Genomic DNA, 15,854 nt, shown 5'->3' with positions numbered 1-15,854 from the left:
TCCCCACGTAAAAGAAATGAGAAGAAGCTTCCCAAAAGTTTTAACAACTAATGGGAAGCCTCAGTTTTTTTAAATCATCTAGGTAGCAAAAGGGAGAATTGTCCATTTTAGGTGGTGCGTTTCACATTCAATCGTGGCTCTACTTTCAGGTCTCCTGTCCGCTTCAATTTTCCCCAGCCAACCCGGGTTCCTTTTAGTGCAGCAAAAATAGATTTCCACGTTACCCATAGCAGTAAGTAACGGTAGAAAATTCTTTGCAGGAACAAGAAAATAAGCGGTTTAAAGCTAAGCTTCTCCATCCTGAAAGCAACTAAGCAAACAAGGAAATCGACCAAGAGATAACTCCCGAAAATCAGTATTGATTTTTGGGCATACCCTGCCAGGATTCCTAATAGAAACAATACATCTAAAATCGGACCAAAGAAAGGAACAATAAACTGAAATAGAAGCATATTAGGGAGGGCAATGAATCCCAGTGATTTATGTTTTATTCCCCCAAACGCTTTCTTATGCTTCCAAAAACATTGTAAAGTTCCAAAGGTCCATCTGAATCGCTGTTTCAGGAAATCTTTAATCGTTTTAGGTGCCTCCGTATAGGCGTAGGCCTGTTCATCAATCACAACTTTATAGCCTTGTCGAAGGATTTTCAACGTCATGTCTGTATCTTCGGCAAGCGTATCTTTGCAAAAATAATCTAGCTTTTCAACCACCTGTTTGCGCCACGCGCCAAAAGCTCCCGGGACTACTGGGACGCAATTAAGAGTGGCAAAGCCGCGCTTCTCCAAGTTAAATCCGGTTACATACTCAATATGTTGCCAAGCAGTTAACAGGTTTTCCCTGTTCCCGACCCTCACATTTCCAGATACCGCCGCAATAGTTTCATCATCAAAATGTCGAATAAGCATCGAAATCGAATCAGCGGTAACAACTGTATCCGCATCAATGGCAACAAGAATATCACCCTTTGCCTGCTTGACACCCAGATTAATCGCTGAAGCTTTTCCCCCATTCTTCTTGTTGTAAATAAGTACGTTTTCATTAGTTTCGTACTCACGGGATACAACCAAGGAGGTCTGGTCTGTAGAACCATCATCGACAACAATGACCTCTAGGTTTGGATAATCACTTTTCAGGATCGACTCGATGGTTCTATTTATAACCTTCTCTTCGTTGTAGGCCGCAATAATAACACTTACAGATGGGGTAGACCGCCCTACCGGATGTCTGACACGTTTTTTATGTATTAAAGCTAAACTCCCTAGAATCAAAATGCGCAGAGCTAAAATGAACATCGCACTGTAAAGTAAAATGAAAATAACCTGATTAAAGTTTGCTATATTGAATAGCATCACTTTGTAGCTTTGCATAATCTGATTTTCCACCTTTGCGACTGGCGGCATAATATTACTTTGCCTTTGATTCATTAGATCGCTGACCGTCACAAATTTATACCCTTTATTCTGTAACTGTTCAATAATTTCAGGCAGTGCCTCGACGGTAGCCTGCCTATCTCCGCCGCCGTCATGAAGTAGAATAATGTCGCCGCTCGATACCTGCTTCAAGACATTCTCCGCAATGGCCTTGCTATCACGCAGCTTCCAGTCTTTTGAATCTACATCATAATTGACGGTGATGTACCCCAATTGTGTGACATCCTCTAATTTTTGAAAATGTGCTGGCATGAATTTTGCCTCTTCATCTCCATAAGGGGACCGATACAACGAGGTGGTATGTCCTGTAATTCCTTGAATGATGCGTTGAGTACCATTTAGCTCAAGCTTTAACTGTTTATCGGACATTTCATTTGTTTTTGGGTGAGAAAACGTATGGTTACCGATTTCATGGCCATCCCGATGAATTCGTTTAATAATACCTTGATTGTGGATTGCCTTATTTCCAATGATAAAAAACGAAGCTTTAACATTGTATTGTTTCAGGATTTCCAATATGCTTTCCGTATATTTAGGGTCAGGCCCATCATCAAAGGTTAGGACGATTTCCTTTTCCCCGGGTTGGCTTAAACGCTCAAACTCCGATGATATCGGGTTGGAAATATAAGTTTCGCTCGTGATAAAGCCGGAGTCATTAAACTGAAGGCTGCGTTCCCCCTCTTTCCGGCTCTCTTTCGCCCTGAAGATATTCCCATCCCCTGTACTGTAAATATTTCCTCCATTCTTGACAGTAAGCAATTCTTCCATTTTATGCCCTCTGAGAATATCCCAAAGAGATGGATCCTCTGATCCGAGTCTCCAGAGCGCAATGCCCTGCGCACCAGCCTCAGTAGACATTTTCAATTGGTTATAGAAGGTTGCACTGTCTAGGAACCATATTTCATGTAGTTTGTTGTTTTTCATATATTTAAGGTAAGGAGTTTGGCTCATATCGTCCCATTGGATATTCAAGTTCGCTTTTTCTGCTAGTCTTGTAACGTCATCAAAGGAAACTGCTTCTCCCGGCTGTTGGCTTTCCCATTCCCAGTCGTATCCATAATTCCCAAGCCCGACGATCAGCTTTTCTTTAGGTAGTTTTGAGAGAATCTCTTTAAACCAGGATGAAGAAGCAATCGTGCCAGGATTGTCCACATTTTCATCGTATGCCATCACAATCATCTGATCAACGTGCTTTTCCAGTCCTTTATAATCAAACGCATCATTGGCAGCCGGCACATCGATGGATACAGAGAGGCCTTCAGCATGAAAACTCGTGTACAGCTCCTCCATAAACTGAGTCAATAAATCCCGGTCGTTCTTGTTTAGATTCTCAAAGTCAATATTGATTCCATCAAAGTTATGCTTTTTAATAAGTTTACGCAGTTTATTAATTAATTTCGCTTGTTCTTCAGGAGAATTTAAAAGTTGATGAACTGTCTCCTGATTCCACTTGCCATTCTGTATGTTGTGAATTAACGGCACGATCTTAACACCATTCTTTTTGGCGAGCTCTACTATTTCTGGCTCAATATCGGTTTCAAGCTCCAATTCAGCATTCAAACTCAACCATTGCGGAACCAGAACATCGATTGTATCAATATTTTTCCTCAACGATTGTTCACTATTGCTGTCCCAATTCACATAAAATGCGTAAACATCATCGTTATAAGCAATTTCCTGCTGGAGATACTCCCTATTCGTATCGGTATTTGCAGATACATTCTTTAAGGAAGTCATTGTTTCGGATGAATGGATGTGCGAAAATTCATCCGCTTCTTTTGTCTTCAGTTGAGGAAGATGGGGATCAGCATATAGACCCAATCCTCCAAAAAAGATTAACAAACAGAATAGAATAACTAGAATGGTTGAGAATATAGTAAGAATACTCCAACGTTTGTTCGATTCGCTTTCAAAAATAAAATCATTTTTCTCGTTCTCAAAGTGCAAATATGTTTTTTTATTTTTATTTCTGCTCCGGAAATTCTTTTTTCTCATTGTGTTACCTACCTCATTTTTGATCTTTGCATAAGCACGATTCCTAGGAACTTTCCTATTCTCTATTTTAGTAAAGTGGATTGTTCACACTTTCATACAAGCCAGGAATTGCCAATTAGAAAGAAAACCGCAGATAGCAAGAGCTGTAAATTCTTCCAGTCTTCCAATCCATTAATAAGAATAACAAAAGGATTTATAAGAAGATATAAGCTGATTTATCCATGTATCTCGGACATCTGCCACTTTCAAGCTATGCCCAAGCAAAACAATAATTTACTTGCTAATATTCATAGTTCCTTTGACCTTTTCCTCTTAAAATTACTCCAATTTATTGTTTACTTGAATAATTTTAAGTGAAATCTAGCACTTATTTCAGCAATATTACGATTTTTGTAATAAAAATTTAATATAGGCGAAACATTATGTTGGCGAAAAGAGGTTCCTCTTGCCCAGGAACATTATACCAATAGAGGTAAAATCCAGTATAATTGAAGCTTCTCCGGTTATTTTGTTGGATACCTATATATTTTATTGATGCTAAAATAAAACGAGATTACTGGAAAGGAAGTGTTTGAATGGAACAGGAACATAAATCACCATCCCCTAAAAAAAGGAAGATAGGATTCAAAATTACACTTATAGTTATTTTCTCCCTTATTTTAGGTGCAGGTGCATACGGTTTTTCTGTATATAACTCTGTTGCTGGCACACTCAAAAAAACACATGAACCACTAAATCGTTCAGAATCTGAGCAACGTGTTATTAATTTGGCAGCAGGAGATCCCATATCTATTCTATTATTCGGGGTGGACCAGCGCGAAGGTGACCGCGGGCGTCCAGACTCACTAATTCTATTAACAGCAAACCCGGGGGATAAATCTATTAAAATGGTAAGCATTCCTCGTGATACATACACCGAAATCGTCGGCCAAGGAATAAAGGATAAAATCAATCATTCGTATACATACGGCGGAGTCGACATGTCCATTAAAACCATTGAAAATTTTCTAGATGCCCCGATAGACTACTACGTGGAAGTAAATATGGATGGTTTTAAGGATCTGGTAGATGCTGTTGGCGGTGTAACCGTGAATAACACCTTGGACTTTTTCTATAATGGGACAAACTTCCCTGTCGGTAAACTGGAATTGAATGGTGAGGAAGCATTGAAGTATTCTCGTATGCGAGCTCTTGACCCACAGGGTGACATAGGACGACAAGAACGCCAGCGTAAAATCATTCAAGGTTTTATCAAAGAAGCAGTACAACTTGGAACACTCACAAACTATGGAAGCATATTAGAGGTAATCGCCAAAAATGTAAAAACAAATTTAACGTTTGAGGAATTGAAAGACATTCAGGCGAACTACTCAATCACACGTCACAATCTTGAACAAATCCAAATAAACGGAAGTGGCAAGGAAGAAAAGGAAGTCTATTACTACATTGTGCCTGAGGAAGAACGAACAAAATTGTCTAAAACGATTAAGAAACACTTGGATATTCAATAACTTACATTCTAATCAAGTGTGACTTCCCTAGAGAGAAATTTGCTAAACATTAAAATCTAAAGAAAGTGCTTCACCTGCTCTGCGCTACCCTTCCCACAATAATGAATACTTTCACTTTGAAAAGGCCTTCCATCAGTTCAGTGAACAGATGGAAGGCCTTTACCTTTAAAGATATTTATATGTTAGGAATTAAAGCGCCCTATTTTTGTAAGTAATATTTATTATTTAATTGGTGCGTTATTAATAATTGATAATGCTTCGTTCACTTCAAAAATTTTACCTCGAACATCAGTAATACCAAAACTGGTTAATCGATTTGAATGCATGACTAAATATTTTTCAGCATCCTCTTTCGTTTCGAATAAGTATATCCCGCCAGCTTCCTTAGCAGCCGCATCCTCTGTCCAAATCTTCCAAACCACACCTGACTCATTATTAATACTCTCGGCTAGATCAACGAAAGCCTTTGACATTTCTTTACCGAATGGGCCATCCATTTTAAAATCTACTTGTAATACATATTTCATGATTAGCACTCCTTTTGGTCGCCATTGTATCTATAATACCACCCAAAATAAAAATAATACTCAATACTGCTCTCGACAAAGAATAAGACATTTTAAGGATCAGTGTGAGGTAAAATCAGAAATCCTCGTTAAGAATTCATGATTTTTCCATTCTCATTCTGTGTATACATAAATGGAGTTTCGCGGATAATGTAATTATATATCATTTACACCTTAATATTTATAACATCTTGATAATAATCTATCAAAATAGATTTCAACTGCAAAGTGTTAAAAGGGAAAATCCGATGAAAATTCGGTTCGGATATGTAGCAAATGCATTGGGCTTATGGGATGCCAGTCCATCAAAAAATTTAACTTCTACACGGTATACAACGTTTTGATTAGAATAAATAAAACTGCTGAGGTGAAATCAATGACGATTGTACGGCTTGGTTATGTCGCAATGAGTATGGAACTTAAAAATGCCTCCCCGTCGCAAACGATGACATTTGCTCAATTTGAAAAAATTGATGACCGGGAAGCTGCCATTCGTAAATTAGAACGTATTGCACTATCGAATTTGCACAACACACTAAGACTGTTAAAACATAATGCAACGTCTGATATTCATTTTTATCGATTAACCTCTCGCCTCATCCCTTTAGCAAACCACGAAGAGCTTCTTGATTGGAATTATATAAAGCCATTAAAAGAGCAGCTACGTGAGATTGGATTTTTCGCAAAAAAACATCAGATAAGAGTTGATTTTCATCCAGATCACTTTGTTCTAATTAATTCTAAAGATAAGCATGTCTTGAAAAATTCAATAAGGACCTTAAAGCTGCATTACTTATTATTAAAGACGATGGGGGTTGACCCAAATCACCGCTGCGTCATGCATGTTGGTGGTAATTATAAAGAAACCGAAATCTCACTTGAACGTTTTGTTGATAATTGGATGGACATCCCAAAAAGGATTCAAACGATGATCATGCTTGAAAATGATGATACTTCTTTTATGTTAGAAGATACACTTTACTTATGTGAAAAACTAGATATACCTCTAGTTTTCGATTATCATCATCATCTCGCCCATCACCAAGATCCAAATTGGGAACACAACTGGGATAGAGTTGTGCAGACATGGCGGAACTCCCCGCTCCCAATAAAAATGCATATCTCTAGTCCTAAAAGTGAAAAAGAATATCGCCATCACTCAGATTATATAGATGTCGATATGTTTTTTAGATTTCTTAAAGTAATAAAGGGTAGTATTCCACAAATTGACTGTATGATTGAAGCCAAGAGGAAAGATGAAGCGCTTTTCAAATTAATGGATGAAATAAAAGCAAGGGAAGATGTTGAAATAATTGATGGCTCTTCTTTCTTCTTAAGATAACGAAAGGGAGAGTCAAAATGTTGATTTCAATTCCGTAATATATATTTCATCAATCCCGATTCAATTGAAGACTCCTTACGCCAATAATACCGTAAAAAAAGGGTGCCAGCTCCTAACGCTGGCACCCTCTACTCACGGAGTAATCTCTTTTGGTTCCTCCCCTTTTTTATTCATCAAACGAATTGAATCGGGTGAAATTTTCAATATCACTAGATCGGGATCCTCTGGGCCACTGAACCATGGTTTCATATGCTCATTCCATACTTTCTCTTTTATACTCTCATCGTCTGAAATACTGACGGTACCTTCTATTTCAAGATATTCGTCACCCATACCTTTACCTTCATACCCGATTAAAATATGAGTATGCGGATTTTCTTCAAGTTCATCCACCTTATGTGTTTGTTTTGATGTTGCGGTGTAAAGAGTAAATTCATCACTGAAAAACGTCATATAACGTGTATGCGGCTTGTTCTGTTGAACTGTCGCCATTATTCCAACAAAGCTCTCTTTCAGGATTTTCAGTGCTGCTATTTTTTCATTCATCAGTATCTACTCCCTTTTTTAATCCTGTTGTAGTTTACCTCTATAAGAGGGTAACTAAACACCATTTACTTAAATGGAAATAAATATGTACAAGGAGTGAAAATATGCTTTTAACAAAGCAGGGTTGGCAAAGAGCTGTTTTATATGGACTGATTTCAAAGTGAATTTGCATATTACAAAAGGAAAATAAAAAGGCGTCTCAAAAGTTTGGTCAACTAATGAGAAGCCTTCAATGATTAAAAATAAGTTTTAGGCATTAAATATGACGACACATAGCTTAAAACCCCGTTGTGAAAGGGACTGTTTTGCTATATTACATCATTCCGCCCATTAAATAACACGAAAAACACAATGAAACAGACCCCTCAAATGCCGTATTATCAACTTTTACAAGTTACTACCACCATCGTAAATAGTTGGTATTAAACGCGAACATGAACAAAACATGAACATAAACATAGTGGACGGGTAAATCGTGGACAACTTTATTCATAAAAATCCATCCACTGAATCTTCATCATCATTTTCCATTGACCTAACAATAACCGGGATATGTTGCTGCGGCATACTTTTCGCATCTCGATAAAACGCAATCGCCCTTTTAACAAACTCGCTATAATTACCATGCTCAGGATCTTCCGCATAGTTGAGTAAACCCACTTCGTACGCATCCGTCAAATCATAGCTTTCAGATTTTGTTTGTCTTGTTTTTTCAGCATCTTTGCTAACCACTTCGCGTAATTCTCTCATTTAAAAGTCATCCTCGCTAAATTATAAAACCCTATCGCATTGGCAAATACGGGATCCGCAAATATCACGTCGCCCCTATTTTTCAACAACGGTTCCAACAAACGAGCGGACACATAATATTTTGCAATAAAAGGCAATATATCTTTCGAAATTCCTCCGCAAATTAAAACTATATCATTTTTATCCCACTTTAATTTAGTGGTCCCGCGAATAATACCTCGCGCAATACTTGCAAGATCGTTTTTATTATTGACGGTTTCCATTCCGAAATTAAAAGTGTCGGATGCATTGTTTATATACCGTTTATCGGCAATCGTCGCACAATTGACCGTACCGCTTCCCACATCTATGATTCTAGCGGACCTAATCCCCGAAGTAGCCCAATACGCCCCGGACCCCTCCGCGCCAACAGCGACATCGTGGATATGAATACGTCGCCACTCTTTATTTACAATCAATTCATGAGTCCCTTTTAGCATTTCAATTATCTTCTTCTTTTCTGCATCTTTGTGGGAGCTAATTGGTTGCCCTGTAACCAAACTAACGTTTTCGATGCCAGGACTATATTTTTCTATATACCTATGGATTGCCAGCAACACGCGAATTTTGGTGTCTTCGTGCGCTTTGCTATCACCAAACATGCTCCCACCGCCAAATTCATCTTCATAAACCGCTATCGTTCCGGCGAATCCTTTTCGTCCATCTATTTCAAACTCCATATCATCAGCACCGTGGATTTCTACTACGTCGCGTTCGAACCATTCACAAATAGCAGTTCGATAACTATCAATTCCATACTCTCCCGCGACCTTTGCCATATGATTCCCCGCGTCGATCCCTAATATTAAATTACTCAACTTATTCCCTCCGATTTTTTATTACGCTTGTAATAAATTCGAGAAATTCTCGATTGCTGTTATTACGCTTGTAGTAAATGATATGGAACAACGGAAAGGATTATGTATGGATGTTGTTAAAATTGTAAAGACTATGAAAAAATAGATGGAGATGATATGCCGTGACTAGGAAAGACACTACTAAATTAGCAGCAGAGATCATTAAAAACGCAGACAAATATAGCATCCCTTTGAAAAAGAAACCGAAATCAAAACGCAAATGACATATCCTCCCCCATCTCTTCATATCTTGGAATATCCTCGGTACAAAAGTACAGTGTACATGAGGTAAATGCCGTAAAGAGGAGTGGGAAAGTGGTTGGAGAAGGGAAGAGAAAGGTGCGGAACGATAAAAAAAGAGATATTAAGCCGACAGTTACCAGAGAATTGAAGGACTGTATCTATCGACTATCGTTCATCACTGACACGCCAGTAAAAGATGTAATCGAAGAAATACTAATAGCCGGATCGCAAAGAAGAAAAGTCGTCAGTTATCTTTCACAATATTTTTTGCGTGACGTTAGAATAGCAAACACTCTATATATGGGAGATTTAAATAGAATACCAATTAAAAAAAGGGCGTCTACAGGAAGAAATGAAAGAGTATCTACGAGAGTCACAGAATCGATGCATGATAGCTTGTCCGCTCTTGCTTATGCTATGGGATGCTCCGTTTCCAAGGCCTGTGCTTTGCTTGTAGATGCGACTGTACGAGATACAGATTTCGTGAATGAATTTGCAAAGGGCTATATTGAAAAGAATGTGGATGAAGAGAGAATGAGAGAGTTGAAGAAAGTCTTGAAATATATAAATGCCGGGAACCCGTTTGATGAAAGAATTTCATGGGCTGCGTTACTTAGTCACCTGCTGGAAGAGGTTCAAGTTCACGCTGAAAAGGTCCAAGACACTGTTTCGGAATTTGTTATAAACCATTGGAAGAAATAAATTAAAGGCGACCTCTCAAATAAATGAGTAGTCGCCTTTATCCATTCAGAAGTTAATAACTTGAGTCCAATGCGTAGCATTATTTAGTCATGGAATGACCCCATTTTCACCCGAAAATATTTGGGTGTGTAGATGGGCACTCTCTGTGATTTGATTTTTTCACTATCCGAATAAATCATCAAGCGTACAACCGAAAAACTTAGCCAACTTTAAGCCTTCGCTTATCGTAAATTCCGATTTCCCATTTTCTTTAACGTAATAAGTCTGTGGAGTTATCTCAAGAATCTTGGCCATATCGACTTGGCGTAATCGGTTTTCTCTACGGTAAATATAAAGTTTATAATTATAACGCATAAATTCAATCGTCCTTTTTATTTTGATTTAACAAATTAGCTTTTTCCTGCGTTTCTAACTGCTCCTTCTCATATTTTTCAATCAATTTCGGTACCGCCGATGTGGTCATAAGGTACTCCCACATTTTTTTTAGTACATCATCTGGAATCTTCTTCAGTGAACTAGAAGCGCTGCCTATCTTTTCATCTGTGTCTTTCATTTCTCATTTCACTCCTCACCAATGGATACTATACTATCTATTTTCATATCAACCATCGAATATTAAACATGCTTATGCAATGCATTTGCATACTGCTTTCGTATACTTTCATACGTTATTCACATCTTCATTTCTATTTGAAAACACGATGGAAATTCTTGTCCAAAAACTCGGCCATCTTTACTGCTTGAAAACTCCAATTCTGACCTTTCGCTTTCGGATAAAAAACAAAACCACCATTCTCGCTGTCTAATTCTTTTTTGAATCGTGGATGTAAGAGAATGTTTTCTTTCAGCCAAATCCGTCCCCGATTCGTCCGTTTTTCTAAATCTTTCATGCTCCAATAGACACCGGATAACTCATTTTTCTTTAACTGCTCCAATTCTACTTTGGAAATGATGACAGAATCAGATGGGATTGGAATTGTCAGGCTAACTTTCAATTGTTGGATTTGGATTCACTTCTTTCATTGGTCTGCTAATCCGATATATTCCTTTAATAACTTCGGCGAAATGTGATACGTCCACTTAGACGACATTTGCACCGCAAATCCAAAAGGCAATATATTTCTTTGTAAACCGATTCTTACGAACTGCTCTGATTTCCCTAATAACTTCGCCGCTTCGAAAACTTTTACGTTTTGGGGTGTAATCATTTGTCTCATCCTTTCAACAACTAATAGAGAAAACGACCTTACCTAAATGGAATGGTCGTTTTTATTTTCTGTGATTCGGTACATTTTCAACAATTATGTACGGATCGCTTTTACATGATGGACAGTTAGCTTTAACCACTACGCTTCCATAGTAATCAAAATTAATGCTTTCAAAAATTAAAGTTGATTGCTTACATTCTTGACAGATTACTTGCTCCACCATGTTTTTAATGTCTGCTGCTATTTCGATTTTAGACAAAGGCCATCTCCTTCCATCACTTGCTTGTAACATCATAAGCTTTAAACTTCAGGTAAATAAAAAGCCATCCAATTAAGGATGGCTACTAACAAAGGAGATGGTGCTTTTTCCCTAATAAAAATGATGCTTCACCAGATAAAAGATGATGCTTTCATGAACGTTTTTCAAAAATGGATTATTCCACTTTTGAATCATGGGGGTTACCCCCTGTGGTGCGGGAGGAAAGAAATCATGTTCCTTTCCCTCGGTTGTCGCCATGCGATTTTTGTCGTTTCGCATCTAGCCAATGTGCGTAAATCAGAGGTATTACAAAGAGTAGAAAGCCCCTTAACTCCTTGAAGTCAAAGTTTACAACTCCTTGCAACCACCCTGAAAGCATCATCACAACCACCAACACCACAATCTCTTTTTTAATCATACACTCATCTCCCCGTTAGATTTACTCTAACGCGAGCTGTTACGCACACTTTATAGATGGCAGCCTCTAAGCCTACTACGCCTGAGCTAATTCAAATTATACTAGTTTAGTAGTACAAAAGATACCTTAATAGTCCGACAAATTTCGACAAATAAAAAAAGCGACCGCTCAATTAAGAGTAGTCGCTTTTGTCTATGCATACGCGATGCACTTGCATACCTTTTGCATACCACTTTCATATAACTCCCATGCTACTCGTCACTAGTGGCTCAGGGTTTCAATCCTAATCTTTCATAAATGTCTATTGTATCAATAATAAACTTCTTATGTTCGAAGTGATCGCCATTTCTTTGGAGTAAATCAAAATTACAATCAGTCGAAACTAGTTCATGGTGTTTTTTGCTAAGATGGGCATGAACAAAGACCATTCTTTCTACGAAGTTCTCAATCGTTCTTTCACCCACTGGTAAGAAGAAAGCCTTGCGATATTGAAAATCATGTTCGGGTTCCGGTCCATTAATAACTGACGGATACCCTTTTCTTTCATCAGACGGCATTTCTATAAAGTTTTCAGTTCTGACGTCCACAAGTCCAGTAACTCCCGAATGGGTAAAGCCGAACAAGTAACCCGAAAAGTTTTTAGAATTCATCAGCTTTATGGCCAATTCATCTTCTTCACTTAAACCTGTTACTTTACCCTCTTTAAGATTTGAAATTAAATCCTTAATAATGTTTGCGCATTCTATTAAGTCGTTATTTTTGTTTACTAGTTCCCGAAGCTTTTTCTCCAATAGATTACCTATGAAATACCAACCCGATGTGGATAGTAATACTTTATCGGCAATCCTTATGACTTTTTCACTTTTGAAATCAGCTTCACGAATCGTATCAGATTCAGCTTCAAAAGTTTCCCCGTCATAATATCGTTCAACTACTTTTGAATCACTGGACACGAGAATGAAATCGTTATACGTGACACCGAGAATTAAAGTCATATTAGACCCCCACGCATAATGCAGCACTATTTGAATGGTAACTTGTACTTGCCGCATAAGCGCTTATTGCTCTAAAGTCATGCCCTTGTAATTGAATTCGCTTATTGACTGGCGCTGATAGTTGCTGATCCAACGAAAGAATGGAAGGATTCGTTCTGATTTCAATATCTTTAAAGATTTTCTTTCCGGCAATCTCATTCATTTCACCGAGTTTCTTCTTCGCTGTATCGATTTTTCTTTGTTGTTCGTTAAGTTGTTCATTTTGCTCTTTATACTTAGTCGTGTTTTTACCGTTCTCTTGCCCGAACTTTTCAAGTTTTTCTCTAGCCTTGTCAATTTCCCGCTGTTCTTCTTTAATCTTTTCAACCGCTTTACCTTTTTCCGAAACAATTCCCTGTTCCAAAAGCATAGCTTGGGCATATTGGTCAGTTAACGCTTCAAATGCCGCTAGTTCTTTATCCGACATTTCAAGTTTAGTTTTTCTGTCGGCAATTTGCTTTTTAAGCCTGTCTAATTCTTTATCGTGTTGGTGTAGTTGCTTGTCTAATGATTCCCTGATACCTTCTTCTTCAATTAGCTTGCGCTCTAATTCAATTCTTGTTTCGCCTGTAGCGCCTAGAATTTCTTTTTCTAAATCAGCAATTACTTTATGCTTTTCCATCAATGCCGCACTAGTTTCCCGACGTTTATTGTATTCTTCGGTCTGCTCTTTTTCTTTAGCGGCTATTTCTTCAGTTAATTTTTTATGCTTTTCTAATTCTTTGGTTTGTTTCTGTGCTTCTTCGCGAAGGTTTTCTTTTATACGATCATTGTGTAATTCACGTTCCGCTTGATTCAAGTCTTTAACCGCATCTAGCACATCCACATAAGCATTACCCTGGTCACTAATCGCTTTCGCTGTTTCGGGGGCTTTCTCCACAAGTTGTCCATTTAGCCTTAAAAACTCTTCCATTTGTTCATTAGTAAGACCGGACTTTTCGCGAAGTTTTTCTTGCTCGTCCTTTAACTTTTTAATAGCTTCTTCGGATTTAGCATCTTTCAATTCGGACATAATATCCATATAACGCAATACTTCATCTGTGGACAATTTATTTTTACGTTTCAATTCTTCGAAACTAGCAACTAATTCTTCGTTCGCTTCAAGCTCTTTTTTACGAGCTTCTACCGCTTCTAATGCTTTTTGGGTACTATCTTCTGTCTTTTGGCTTAATGCGTACATAACGGTGGCAAGAGCGCCCACGCCGAGCACTGCTAAGCCTACCGGATTCGTTCCCAAACCGAGCAAACCGACACGTCCGATTAAACCTGTTCCGCCTTTTTTGCCAAGCATAGTTGCAGCGCTGCCACCGATTTTCATAAATCCGCCAATTCCGGTAGTTAGTCCACCAACCGCCAAACTTGCCGGACCAATGGCCGCGACTAATGCTAGGGTTTTCAAAATGGTTTGTTGCTCTTCTTCGGTCATATCGCTGAACGCCTGTGCGCCTTCTTCTATTTTCTTAATTAACGGTTCTGCTGCCTTTAAAGCGTCCATGACCGCGGGAACTAATGCATCGCCTAATGATATGGCCATATCCTTCACACGATTCCACAATATCTTTAATTGTGATTCGGATGTAGCGTAGCGCTGGGCCGCTTCATTGGAGAGTGCCGAATTCTCTTTCCATGCATCGTTCGATGTATTGATAGAGTCTGTGACCAATTCATGAGCACCGGATAAACGTTTGATAACGTCTACTTCACGGATTCCCTTGATGCCCATATCATTGAGGATGTCACTCATATTCTTCCCGGCTTTAGACGACTTGTTCAGACCTTCAAGAAGCATGGTGAAAGCGACTGTTGGTTCTTCCTTCCACGCTTTTGCAAAGTCTTTCGCAGTTGCACCGGAAGCATTTGAGAACGCTTTGAGATCGTTGCCGCCCTTGTCAACAGCATTTGTGATTTTCGTGAATGCCATGGAGAGAGCTGTTCCGCCTGCCTCTGCTTCTATGCCGAGGGAAGATGCCGCTGCCGAAATCGCCATGATTTCCGCTTCAGTCATACCCGCTTGAGTTCCTGTCGCCGCTATCCGCATTCCAAGGGAAACAATCTCTCCCTCCGTTGTGGCGCTGTTATTCCCCAAATCTACAATAGTGGAACCAAGACGAGACACATCTTTCATGGACATACCGGTGATATTCGCAAATCGTGCAAGTTGAGTGGCCGCTTGTTCGGAAGTCATGTTAGTAGATTCGCCCAGGTCGACCATGACGCGCGTAAATTCGAGCAGGTCATCTTTGGCAATACCAAGTTGACCCGCAGATTCAGCCACACTTGCGATGCTTGTCGCACTCGCAGGGAGTTCTTTTGCCATATCCCGGATGCCGCGGGAGAGGGATGCAAATTCTTCTTCTGTCGCATCCGTCGTTTTCCTAACCCCCGCGAATGCACTTTCATAATCCATGGATGCTTTAAACGCCGCAACGCCGCCCGCCACAATTGGAGCAGTAACTCGCATAGAATACGACTTTCCAAAATCAGTCATGTGCTTCCCGACTGTTTGAAACTTCTCGCCTGTATCAGTCATATTCTTGCCTAACTGTGTCCATGGGCTTTCTTGCCGCCTGATCTCTTCGTTCAATCGTTGAAGTTGTCCTTCTGTTCGATTCATTTCAGCCGTAGCATTGTTATATTGGGCAGCTAAATCTTTTGTGGATGACGCATCTTCGCCTTTAACTTTTACGGATTCGTCATAACGCTTTTTAAGTTCTTTAACTCGTTCCTCTTGCGTTTTAAAGCGCCTAGAAAGAATATCCGACTGTTCTCGCATACCTTTCAAGCTGTTGGTGTAGTCACGACCACCAGAGCGCGCTAAGTTCATTTCAGAGCGTAAGCCTTTCAAATCCTGTTTAAATCCCGCTAAACCTTTTGAGTTTCCTTCATCTTCGAAGGAAAGCCTGGTGCGTAAACTCCCAACATCCTTGCTCGCCATGTTCTGATCACCTCATTTT

General features: G+C 39.1%; 16 protein-coding genes. 3 read left to right on the top strand and 13 right to left on the bottom strand.

Annotated features, from left to right (window positions below; genetic code table 11):
- Positions 1 to 107: 107 nt before the first annotated feature.
- Positions 108 to 3,425 (bottom strand): trifunctional glycoside hydrolase family 18/polysaccharide deacetylase/glycosyltransferase family 2 protein, encoded by a 3,318-nt coding sequence (locus tag G8782_RS17315; protein WP_172373569.1) that lies wholly within the window; start codon positions 3,423 to 3,425, stop codon positions 108 to 110.
- A gap of 575 nt (positions 3,426 to 4,000) precedes the next feature.
- Between G8782_RS17315 and G8782_RS17310 the strand changes: the two genes are divergently transcribed.
- A complete protein-coding gene (locus G8782_RS17310; RefSeq protein WP_172373567.1) occupies positions 4,001 to 4,936 on the top strand; it encodes an LCP family glycopolymer transferase in 936 nt (311 codons plus the stop codon).
- A gap of 221 nt (positions 4,937 to 5,157) precedes the next feature.
- On the opposite strand, the gene G8782_RS17305 is transcribed toward G8782_RS17310, so the two are convergent.
- Positions 5,158 to 5,463: a monooxygenase gene (locus tag G8782_RS17305; RefSeq protein WP_172373565.1), complete on the bottom strand. Its 306-nt coding sequence runs from the start codon at positions 5,461 to 5,463 to the stop codon at positions 5,158 to 5,160.
- A gap of 415 nt (positions 5,464 to 5,878) precedes the next feature.
- Here G8782_RS17305 and uvsE point away from each other — a divergent pair, with 415 nt between their 5' ends.
- Positions 5,879 to 6,844 (top strand): UV DNA damage repair endonuclease UvsE, encoded by a 966-nt coding sequence (gene uvsE, locus G8782_RS17300; RefSeq protein ID WP_172373563.1) that lies wholly within the window; start codon positions 5,879 to 5,881, stop codon positions 6,842 to 6,844.
- 132 nt (positions 6,845 to 6,976) lie between these two features.
- Here uvsE and G8782_RS17295 read toward each other — a convergent pair whose 3' ends face one another.
- The 3 genes from G8782_RS17295 to G8782_RS17285 all read right to left on the bottom strand — a co-directional run bounded on the left by G8782_RS17295 (position 6,977) and on the right by G8782_RS17285 (position 8,997).
- A complete protein-coding gene (locus G8782_RS17295; RefSeq protein WP_172373561.1) occupies positions 6,977 to 7,390 on the bottom strand; it encodes a pyridoxamine 5'-phosphate oxidase family protein in 414 nt (137 codons plus the stop codon).
- A 489-nt stretch (positions 7,391 to 7,879) separates the two neighbouring features.
- Positions 7,880 to 8,140, bottom strand: coding sequence for a hypothetical protein (locus tag G8782_RS17290; protein WP_172373559.1), 261 nt, complete (start codon positions 8,138 to 8,140; stop codon positions 7,880 to 7,882).
- Entirely contained in the window at positions 8,137 to 8,997 is an 861-nt protein-coding gene (locus G8782_RS17285; RefSeq protein ID WP_172373557.1) for a ParM/StbA family protein, read from the bottom strand. The genes G8782_RS17290 and G8782_RS17285 overlap by 4 nt, the downstream gene beginning before the upstream one ends.
- 378 nt (positions 8,998 to 9,375) lie before the next feature.
- Here G8782_RS17285 and G8782_RS17280 point away from each other — a divergent pair, with 378 nt between their 5' ends.
- On the top strand, positions 9,376 to 9,981 hold the full coding sequence (locus tag G8782_RS17280; protein WP_216667927.1) for a hypothetical protein: 606 nt from the start codon (positions 9,376 to 9,378) through the stop codon (positions 9,979 to 9,981).
- Between the two features lie 162 nt (positions 9,982 to 10,143).
- Here the strand turns inward: G8782_RS17280 and G8782_RS17275 are convergent, their stop codons facing one another.
- From G8782_RS17275 to G8782_RS17240, 8 genes are all read right to left on the bottom strand, one after another.
- Positions 10,144 to 10,335, bottom strand: coding sequence for a helix-turn-helix transcriptional regulator (locus G8782_RS17275; RefSeq protein ID WP_172373553.1), 192 nt, complete (start codon positions 10,333 to 10,335; stop codon positions 10,144 to 10,146).
- A 4-nt stretch (positions 10,336 to 10,339) separates the two neighbouring features.
- Positions 10,340 to 10,534, bottom strand: coding sequence for a hypothetical protein (locus G8782_RS17270; protein ID WP_172373551.1), 195 nt, complete (start codon positions 10,532 to 10,534; stop codon positions 10,340 to 10,342).
- Positions 10,535 to 10,667: 133 nt separating this feature from the next.
- Entirely contained in the window at positions 10,668 to 10,985 is a 318-nt protein-coding gene (locus G8782_RS17265; protein WP_172373624.1) for a DUF771 domain-containing protein, read from the bottom strand.
- Positions 10,986 to 11,000: 15 nt separating this feature from the next.
- A complete protein-coding gene (locus G8782_RS17260) occupies positions 11,001 to 11,189 on the bottom strand; it encodes a hypothetical protein (RefSeq protein ID WP_246231736.1) in 189 nt (62 codons plus the stop codon).
- Positions 11,190 to 11,250: 61 nt separating this feature from the next.
- Entirely contained in the window at positions 11,251 to 11,448 is a 198-nt protein-coding gene (locus G8782_RS17255; protein WP_172373547.1) for a hypothetical protein, read from the bottom strand.
- A gap of 229 nt (positions 11,449 to 11,677) precedes the next feature.
- Positions 11,678 to 11,866, bottom strand: a complete 189-nt coding sequence (locus G8782_RS17250) for a hypothetical protein (protein ID WP_172373545.1) — start codon at positions 11,864 to 11,866, stop codon at positions 11,678 to 11,680.
- Between the two features lie 269 nt (positions 11,867 to 12,135).
- The gene (locus tag G8782_RS17245; protein WP_172373543.1) at positions 12,136 to 12,861 is read right to left on the bottom strand and encodes an Ntn hydrolase family protein; all 726 of its coding nucleotides are present in this window, start codon (positions 12,859 to 12,861) and stop codon (positions 12,136 to 12,138) included.
- 1 nt (position 12,862) lies between these two features.
- Positions 12,863 to 15,835: a phage tail tape measure protein gene (locus G8782_RS17240; RefSeq protein WP_172373541.1), complete on the bottom strand. Its 2,973-nt coding sequence runs from the start codon at positions 15,833 to 15,835 to the stop codon at positions 12,863 to 12,865.
- Between the last annotated feature and the right edge of the window lie 19 nt (positions 15,836 to 15,854).

Origin of the sequence: Sporosarcina jiandibaonis (assembly GCF_013184495.1) — a bacterium.
In the GTDB taxonomy this organism is placed as follows: Bacteria; Bacillota; Bacilli; order Bacillales_A; family Planococcaceae; genus Sporosarcina; species Sporosarcina jiandibaonis.
This window is presented reverse-complemented; position numbering and strand designations above follow the sequence as displayed.

What these genes read in the sequence shown, in the direction of transcription:
- G8782_RS17315 (WP_172373569.1), bottom strand. Translation starts at nt 3,425, where the DNA reads ATGAGAAAAAAGAATTTCCGGAGCAGAAATAAAAATAAAAAAACATAT.
- G8782_RS17310 (WP_172373567.1), top strand. Translation starts at nt 4,001, where the DNA reads ATGGAACAGGAACATAAATCACCATCCCCTAAAAAAAGGAAGATAGGA.
- G8782_RS17305 (WP_172373565.1), bottom strand. Translation starts at nt 5,463, where the DNA reads ATGAAATATGTATTACAAGTAGATTTTAAAATGGATGGCCCATTCGGT.
- uvsE (WP_172373563.1), top strand. Translation starts at nt 5,879, where the DNA reads ATGACGATTGTACGGCTTGGTTATGTCGCAATGAGTATGGAACTTAAA.
- G8782_RS17295 (WP_172373561.1), bottom strand. Translation starts at nt 7,390, where the DNA reads ATGAATGAAAAAATAGCAGCACTGAAAATCCTGAAAGAGAGCTTTGTT.
- G8782_RS17290 (WP_172373559.1), bottom strand. Translation starts at nt 8,140, where the DNA reads ATGAGAGAATTACGCGAAGTGGTTAGCAAAGATGCTGAAAAAACAAGA.
- G8782_RS17275 (WP_172373553.1), bottom strand. Translation starts at nt 10,335, where the DNA reads ATGCGTTATAATTATAAACTTTATATTTACCGTAGAGAAAACCGATTA.
- G8782_RS17270 (WP_172373551.1), bottom strand. Translation starts at nt 10,534, where the DNA reads ATGAAAGACACAGATGAAAAGATAGGCAGCGCTTCTAGTTCACTGAAG.
- G8782_RS17260 (WP_246231736.1), bottom strand. Translation starts at nt 11,189, where the DNA reads ATGATTACACCCCAAAACGTAAAAGTTTTCGAAGCGGCGAAGTTATTA.
- G8782_RS17250 (WP_172373545.1), bottom strand. Translation starts at nt 11,866, where the DNA reads ATGATTAAAAAAGAGATTGTGGTGTTGGTGGTTGTGATGATGCTTTCA.
- G8782_RS17245 (WP_172373543.1), bottom strand. Translation starts at nt 12,861, where the DNA reads ATGACTTTAATTCTCGGTGTCACGTATAACGATTTCATTCTCGTGTCC.
- G8782_RS17240 (WP_172373541.1), bottom strand. Translation starts at nt 15,835, where the DNA reads ATGGCGAGCAAGGATGTTGGGAGTTTACGCACCAGGCTTTCCTTCGAA.